We start from the raw sequence: 7,781 nt of genomic DNA on the forward strand, positions 1-7,781 counted from the left end.
GGGTTGGTTCTCGCGTTCAGGTAAAGGAGAGTAAGGATGACTATGTTCTTAATTCAGTCATTATTATGGCTACTCGCAGCTTTTTTATTGGGTTATGGCCTCGCTCGTTGGTTCAAAGGGCGCGTTTGTAAGCGCAAGCCCAGTGAGCCACACACTCGATTGGATAAGGAAACCTCGCAGCTACGGGTTCCAGTCACCACGGCAGCAATCGCTACCGGTACAGCTGCTGCCGCCAGTTTAGCGACTAATCGTGAGTCAGCCCCTAAGCCAGCTCCAGCTCCAGTACAAGCACCGACTAAGCCAGTTGAGCTGAATAAGCCTGTACCTGTGGTCACAGCATCCGCACCCCTAGTAGAGGGTCGAACTCCTTCAGTCCCTACGGATAAGTCGGTTAAGGTTGTTGCAGAGAGTACTGCAGCGCTTGAGCTGCCTAAAGCTGAAGCTAATTTACCCAAGGTCGAGGTTAAAGCTGAGACTGAACTGTCTAAAGTTGATTTACCTAAAGTCGATCTAACCAACAGTGTTGAGCTTAAAACTGAGACTGAACTACCTAAAGTTGATTTACCTAAAGTCGATCTAACCAACAGTGTTGAGCTTAAAACTGAGACTGAGCTATCTGAGGCCGATCTAGCAAATGTTGAAGTCAAAGATATTAAAACAGGTGTGGTCGGCTTAGGCTCAGCGGCTTTGGCAGTCGCTGCGGTGAAATTAAATGCCCCCGATGGTGAGGTCGATCTGACTGTGACGGAGTTAATCAAACCACCCGACAGTGAGCTTGACCTAAAAACCTTGCAGATGAATCTGCCTACCTCCAATGCGGATTTATCAGCCGCTGAATGGCATAACCAAACAGCCAGTGTGGATGTGGTTGCTGTCAATGTGCCGCAGGTAACTGTGGATTCACCCGATCTTCCCGATCTTAACTTACCGCCGGTCGATGTAGGTTTGGCGGCTGCAAATCTCCAGACACCCGAAGGTAAAGCCGATCTGACGGCTTTACGGGTTGATCTCCCTGATGCTCCCCTCCATGTGCCGACTGCAGGCATTGACTTAGAGCATGCCAAGCTCAGTGCTGGTTTAGTTGAGCTGAATACACCGGAGGGTTTATATACTCTAGAAGGTGCACAGGTAGAAGCGCTAGATCATCCAGAGGGTGCAGTGGCTATCCGCTTAACTAAGCCAGATGGTGATGTGCAATTGGCTGCTTTTGCGACCGATCCAAGCGGCAAAGCGAGTTTAGCAGCGGCTGATAGCAAGAACGGTCTTGAATTACAAACCTTTGAATTAGGTTATTTGCAATCAGGCTTAGTGAATCAAGAGTGGTTGGCTAGTTTAAAAGCGGCTGCTGTAGCACAAGGTAATACGATTTTAGCAGGGGCTGCAGATCAGGCATTGACGCAAACCACGGCGTTAACCAGTACTGAAATTGGTTCTTTAGGTGCAGGCCTTAATCCTCAGTGGTTGGATGCTTTGAAAACAGCGGCGCTAAGTGCGGGTTTAGGCAGTGTCGTGGCTAAAGCAGGTAGTGTAGTCGCTGATACACCTAAAGCGGTGGATGAGTCTGATTTGATTGAACGCGCTAAAACAGTCGCTGTTGAATTAGAGCGGGCTAATGATTTGCTGAATGTTGAAATCGGCACAACGGGGCAGGGGTTAAACCCCGATTTCCTCGGTAGCTTGAAAACTGCCAGTGCTGTGACTGATACGAGTTCAACTAGTCCGAGTTCAACAGCGGCTACGACTCAGGTCAGTGCAGTCAGTGAGACCTCTCCCCATCTCACTGTAGCTGATGTGATGCTCTCTACAGCGGCAGATACTTTAGCGAATCAACCCAAGCCAGTGGATGAGTCTGACTTGATTGAGTCAGATAAAAATTTAGCAGAGGCAGTGCTCAATCCAACGGGACTGACAGCGACTGAAGTCAGCAGTTTACAGCAAGCTACCAACGGCGATGCCTTAACGGGCTTAACCTTGGCAGCCGCTAGTGCGGGTACGGTAGCTGCGGTGCAAGCCAATCTAGCCTCCGGTACACAACCGATGATTGTGGATGAGTCCGATGCGATTGAAGCGATTAAATTAGCTTGGGATGGTGAGCTTAGCCTTGCCGAGTTAAGTGCCTTAGAACACAGCTTGATGTTGCGTCCGGGTGAATCAGGACGTTTGGGCTTGGTTACTTGCTCAGTTCCTAGTGCAAATTGTGTCGCTTTAGGCGGTTTAGAGGGCGACCTGCATGCAGGAAGCGCCATGCGTTCGAAGTTGTTTGATATGGCTGTTACGCAGCAACCTGATGGCAATTATGTGTTTGCTACGCTGGCGAAGTGGTTGCCGGGCTGGGCGAAGTCCAGTGACTTATCGGCAGGGGTGACTAAGGATCTGTCTGCGCCAGCCGAGGATTTGATTTGTTTAGTTTGGGATCAAGAGCCGAGCGCGGTGGATTATGCGGCTGGTTATGAGCTGATTTTACGTGAGGGGCAATACGGCGATTTAGGCTTAGTGTCTTGCGCGGTGCCTGCGACGGGTGTCGTGAGTTTAGGCGGGATTGAGGGTGCTGTAGCTGAGGGGCAAACTGCTGTCTCTAAATTGTATGGGATCTTAATAGAGCGTGTAGGGGAGGTGTATACCTTCAAGCAATTCTCTAAGCCCAATACGAGCCGCTCTGAGGGTGCTGAGGATACTAACGCTAACGGTATAGAGAGCAATAAGGTAAATGAAACCTTGCCCCTAACTACCTCAGCCCCTATTGAAATGCTCGAGCCGGATCTAGCGTGGAGTGATGATCAAGTTCGCCGGGGGGTACAGCATTTGATTGCCACTAGCCAAGATCGGCGTGGTTCTAAGTTGGTTAGCCAATTATGGGATGCGGATAGTGGGTATGACTGCGGCCTGATTGAAGGTGAAGAAAGCCTAGTCCTCAAACCGGGTTTATATGGCAAACTCGGTTCGATTCATTGTGGTGTAACTAAACCCGGACGGGTCGTGGTCAGTGGTGATGTGAGCGCTTTAGCGGAAGGCGAGGGCGTGTTATTCCATCTTTATAATATTGTTGTTTGCCGTGATGATGACGATAATTATCGCTTTGAGCGCTTGAGAGATCTCCTCTAATTAGCTCTGAAAAAAGCGAATAGCACTATCCCCACCCGGCCGTTGCAACCAGCGCTGGGTGAGGGCTAGCGCCTTTTCTGGTTCATTGGCCACGATCTGTTTAGCGACTTCTTGTACCCTAGGCAACCAATGCTGATCCCGCAATAAACTGGCGAGCCTTAAGCGTAAATCACCGGTTTGTTTTGTCCCCAACACCTCTCCTGGCCCACGTAATTCAAGATCAATATTGGCAATTTCAAAGCCGTCAGTTGTTTGACACAAGGCTTCCAAGCGCTTTTGAGCGGTCTTGCCTAAAGGTGCTTGATACAGCAGCACACAACTACTTTCTGCACTACCCCGTCCGACGCGCCCACGTAATTGATGCAATTGTGAAAGACCTAAACGCTCAGCATTTTCAATAATCATAATTGAGGCATTAGGTACATCGACGCCGACTTCGATCACGGTGGTCGCCACTAAAAGCTGCAATTCATTCGCTTTGAAAGCCGCCATAATCCGTTCTTTTTCACTGGGATGCAGGCGTCCATGAATCAGGCCAATTGTGACATCGGGTAGCTGCTCGCGTAACAGTGTCGCGGTGTCCTCGGCTGCTTGGCACTGTAAAACTTCCGATTCATCAATCAGGGTACAGACCCAATACACTTGGCAACCGCGTTGACAGGCTTTTTCGGTACGGCGAATTAAGCGCTCCCGCTGGTCATTATTCAATTGTACGGTTTTGATCGGAGTACGACCGGGTGGTAATTCATCAATAATCGAATAATCCAAATCACCATACGCGGTCATGGCTAAAGTGCGCGGAATCGGTGTAGCCGTCATCACTAATTGATGCGGATAATAATCGCCTTGCTTACCTTTTTCACGCAACTCCAAGCGTTGATGCACGCCAAAGCGGTGCTGCTCATCAATAATGATTAAACCTAGTTGTAAGAATTCGACGGTTCGTTGGAAGAGGGCATGTGTACCAATCGCAATATGCCCTATCCCGAGCAATAGATTTTCAACTTGGCGACGGCGTTGTTTAACGGTCTGATTACCTGAAATATACACGACATCTAAACCAAGAGGTTCGAGCCAAGTACAGAAATTGCGGTAATGCTGCTCAGCTAATAATTCAGTCGGTGCCATCAGTGCGACTTGATAGCCATTGGCTATTGCCTGCAAGGCAGCGGCGACGGCGACCAAGGTTTTCCCCGAGCCGACATCGCCTTGTACTAACCGATTCATGGGGCTACCTAAGCCTAAGTCGTGACTAATTTCATTAATCACCCGAGTTTGAGCTGATGTTGGGGCAAAGGGGAGGCGCTTCAGTAATTGCTGAAAGAACTGATTCGGTGCTTGCATGCGTGGTGCTTGGACTTGATTGATTTGATGGCGTGCTTGTTGTACTCCCAGTTGATGGGCTAGTAATTCCTCAAAAATTAAGCGCTGTTGTACTGGATGGCGACCATCTAATAATGGGCGGCTGGCTAGTTCGCTAGGGGGTTGATGTAAAAGCCGTAGGCAATCAGCCAAGGGGGGGAACTGATATTCCCGAATCAGTGGTTGGGGTAAAAGTTCTTCGAGTTGATCGACTTGTTCTAAGGCGAGTTTAATCAAGCGATTGAGGCTACGCTGTTGCATGCCTTCAGTACTGGGGTAAGTGGGGGTCAGGGTATTCTCTAAAGGAGGTAATTCACCTGCATTCACCAGTCGATATTCTGGATGAACCATTTCCAATTTACCCCCCGCTTGGCGTACTTCACCAAAGCAGCGAATGGCAGCACCTTTACTCAGGCTATGCTTTTGCCCATTGGTAAAGTGAAAAAAGCGTAAGGTCAGCCAACCCGTGCCATCGGAAATATGACAAAGCAACATTTTACGTGCACGAATCACCACTTCAGTGAGTTCAATTTCCCCTTCTACGGTAACTTCTTGCTCAGTGCGTAAACTACCAATCGGATAAATGCGGGTTCGATCCTGATAACGCAGTGGCAAATGAAATAATAAATCGACGACCCGTAAAATACCTAAGCGCAACAACTTTTCGGCCGTGGCTTCATTGACACCTTTTAAGGCAGTGACAGGTTGATATAAAAGCTTAGGCGTGGCTGATTCGGTCATAGTTAGCAGTTTACTACAGATGTATAGTTGTTGTGCTCGCTCAGTTCTAAACCGCCTAAATTCGCAGAAATGCGCTAGTATCCAAGCAGTCAAGGCAATAATGAGCGATGAGTGCAGGATTGAGCCGCTTAAACCCAGAGCAAACACTAGATACACCGCAATGCCGTGAAATGCTAGGCCAATTCGTCGAGCAGCGCGGTGATAAAGGCGCACAATTGTTATCAGTGCTGTCGCGCTATATTCAGTCGTGCACCTATCGGCATTATCCGCTGAGTGTTGAGGATCAGCAGGAAATTCTACAAGAAACCGCCATTAAGATTCTCAAGCATCATCAGCAATTGCAAGGTCAATGCAGTGCTTGGCTATTTTCTATTGTACGCAATGAATATATTGACCGCCTGCGCCACTATCAAGCTAAGAAAAAAGTCTTTGAACCGGATCAGGATGGAAATTTAGTGCCAATGGCTGAGGCTACAACGATCTCGCTCGCCTTGGCGGATCAGGAGTTATATAACCAAGTCGATTGTTTAGAGCGGGTATTTGATGAAATTGCCCGCCAGCCTACAGGTGCGATGGATATGGTGATTTATACTGATTATGTGCAAGGCTTGAGTCATGCCCAGATTGCAGAACAGACCGGGCGCACCACCGGAGCGATTGCTAAACGTTTGTCAGGCTTGCGGGAGCGAGTTTGGCAGTTAAAACAGGAGCTATGCTGATGGCAGAACATGAGCATGACCCCACCGATCACACCGATCAAGAGGCTTGGGATGCAGTGGTATCAGGGCGACGTTTGCCGGTTGCGGGTCAACCTGCGGATGAAGACGCTGAAGCGGTGCGCCAAGTTTTATTGTGGCGGCAAGCACGTATTCAAGCCACCGTCATTCAACCCGAGCAAGCGGCGGCCTTTTATCAACAGGCTGAACGAATTCGGCGCGAGCGTTGGCGAGCGTCATCGCCCAAGACTTTAGGTTTACTCGTATTGGTCGGTATGAGCTTGTTGAGTCTGGGTTTAGGTATAGGTTGGTGGTTATCGCAGTCGACTGCAACCTCAGTGGCCGTGTTGCCTAAACCTGCTGCTGTAACCCTGCCCACTTTGTTGCCGATGCATCCCTCTGCGACGTCTCCCAGCGACTTACCCGATATGCTGGAGCTACCTGCAGGTAGCTTTACGATGGGCTGTACGGCGGGTTGGGATGATCAACTCGGTGGCTGTCGTGAGAATGAATACCCTGCTCATCCGGTGTCGGTGCAGGCTTTTGCGATTTCGCGCCATGAAATTACCGTGCAACAGTTTACGCGCTTTGTTGAGGCCACTCAGTATGTCACGACCGCAGAATTTCAACATCAAGGTTGTGCGATTCAGGATCTGGCTAAGTCGACCGTGTGGGTGATCAGTGCTCAACATCATTGGCGCAACCCAAGCTTTTCCCAACAGCCAATACATCCGGTCGTGTGTGTAAGCTGGCAAGATGCACAAGCTTATACGCAGTGGTTATCTAAGGAAACAGGGCAGCGCTATCGTTTACCAACTGAGGCTGAATGGGAATATGCTGCCCGTGGTGGCAAAATCACAGCATTTTACTGGGGCAATCAGCCAGATCGACATTTTGCGAATGTCAGTGGGGTAGAGGGTGTTGATCAATGGATGCACACCGCACCCGTTGGGCAGTTTGCTGCGAATCCATTTGGTTTGCATGATATGGCAGGCAATGTTTGGGAGTGGACGCTGGATTGCTGGCAAAGTTATCAACTGACCGCCAGCACCACGAACACTTGTAGCCAAACCGCCTTCCGAGCACGGCGGGGCGGTGGATGGGATAATGTCCCCGCCAGTACTCGGTCAGCAGCCCGTAGCCCCGCATCTTTATTGGATCGCAGTTATGTGTTGGGGTTTCGAGTGGTGAAAGATTTACCTTAATCAGCACTAGCTCGCACTGCATTGAGCTTGAGATTTTGCCCCAGCTTGACGTAGCGCAGCGATGATTTTTTCATCGCCTTTATCAATCGCTAAATCTAAAGGCATATTGGTTTTGCAGGCTTGACCACGAACATCTAAGTTAGGATTAGCGCCTGCACGCAGTAGCAAATGGATGACTGGTAAATTACTACGCTCAATCGCTACGGTTAAAGGGGTTACTCCATCTCTGACTTGGCTGGTCGCATTTGGATTCACGCCATTTTTTAATAACCAAGTTAACATTTTTAAGTCATCCGCCTGCTGTTTGGCATCAGATCCATAGCTAATGTAATTCTCAAGCGGATTATACTTTCCTAAATCTAAAGGAATACCTAGGCGCTGTAAAAAGCTGAGCGTTTTTGGGTCATGTATTCAACCAGTTGAACGAGTGTCTAGCGATATACTCACCGACGACCTTATCATGTACCTCGACCGACCTAGAAAAACAAATCGTCTTCCGCGCTAAGCGCTTTAAATGAGTTCTCAAGTTCAAATTCTGTCGCTCAATGCTCTGAGTGTAACGTTTAGTGATGAGATGTTGATCCTCTGGCAGTAACCGTTCATAAGCCCCCCAATCATCGGTGCAATACAAGCGAAAGGTGAATCGCTCTAATAA

General features: G+C 49.0%; 6 protein-coding genes. 3 read left to right on the plus strand and 3 right to left on the minus strand.

Annotated features, from left to right (window positions below; genetic code table 11):
- The first annotated feature begins 36 nt into the window (after positions 1–36).
- A complete protein-coding gene (locus tag B5D50_RS07055; RefSeq protein WP_078921879.1) occupies positions 37–3,102 on the plus strand; it encodes a hypothetical protein in 3,066 nt (1,021 codons plus the stop codon).
- On the opposite strand, the gene recG is transcribed toward B5D50_RS07055, so the two are convergent.
- On the minus strand, positions 3,103–5,205 hold the full coding sequence (gene recG / locus B5D50_RS07060) for an ATP-dependent DNA helicase RecG (RefSeq protein WP_078921880.1): 2,103 nt from the start codon (positions 5,203–5,205) through the stop codon (positions 3,103–3,105). It lies immediately after the preceding gene.
- Between the two features lie 107 nt (positions 5,206–5,312).
- On the opposite strand from recG, the gene B5D50_RS07065 reads away from it, so the two are divergent.
- Both B5D50_RS07065 and B5D50_RS07070 read left to right on the plus strand, forming a co-directional pair.
- Complete coding sequence (locus B5D50_RS07065) at positions 5,313–5,924, plus strand: RNA polymerase sigma factor (protein ID WP_078921881.1); 612 nt, start codon at positions 5,313–5,315, stop codon at positions 5,922–5,924.
- Positions 5,924–7,126, plus strand: a complete 1,203-nt coding sequence (locus B5D50_RS07070; RefSeq protein WP_159448594.1) for an SUMF1/EgtB/PvdO family nonheme iron enzyme — start codon at positions 5,924–5,926, stop codon at positions 7,124–7,126. The genes B5D50_RS07065 and B5D50_RS07070 overlap by 1 nt, the downstream gene beginning before the upstream one ends.
- 6 nt (positions 7,127–7,132) lie before the next feature.
- On the opposite strand, the gene B5D50_RS07075 is transcribed toward B5D50_RS07070, so the two are convergent.
- Both B5D50_RS07075 and B5D50_RS07080 read right to left on the minus strand, forming a co-directional pair.
- Positions 7,133–7,408: an ankyrin repeat domain-containing protein gene (locus tag B5D50_RS07075; RefSeq protein ID WP_078921883.1), complete on the minus strand. Its 276-nt coding sequence runs from the start codon at positions 7,406–7,408 to the stop codon at positions 7,133–7,135.
- A 121-nt stretch (positions 7,409–7,529) separates the two neighbouring features.
- Positions 7,530–7,781: IS1 family transposase (locus tag B5D50_RS07080; RefSeq protein ID WP_234975827.1), on the minus strand; the 252-nt coding region annotated here is incomplete at its 5' end.

Source organism: Thiothrix eikelboomii, from assembly GCF_900167255.1.
Taxonomy (GTDB): domain Bacteria; phylum Pseudomonadota; class Gammaproteobacteria; order Thiotrichales; family Thiotrichaceae; genus Thiolinea; species Thiolinea eikelboomii.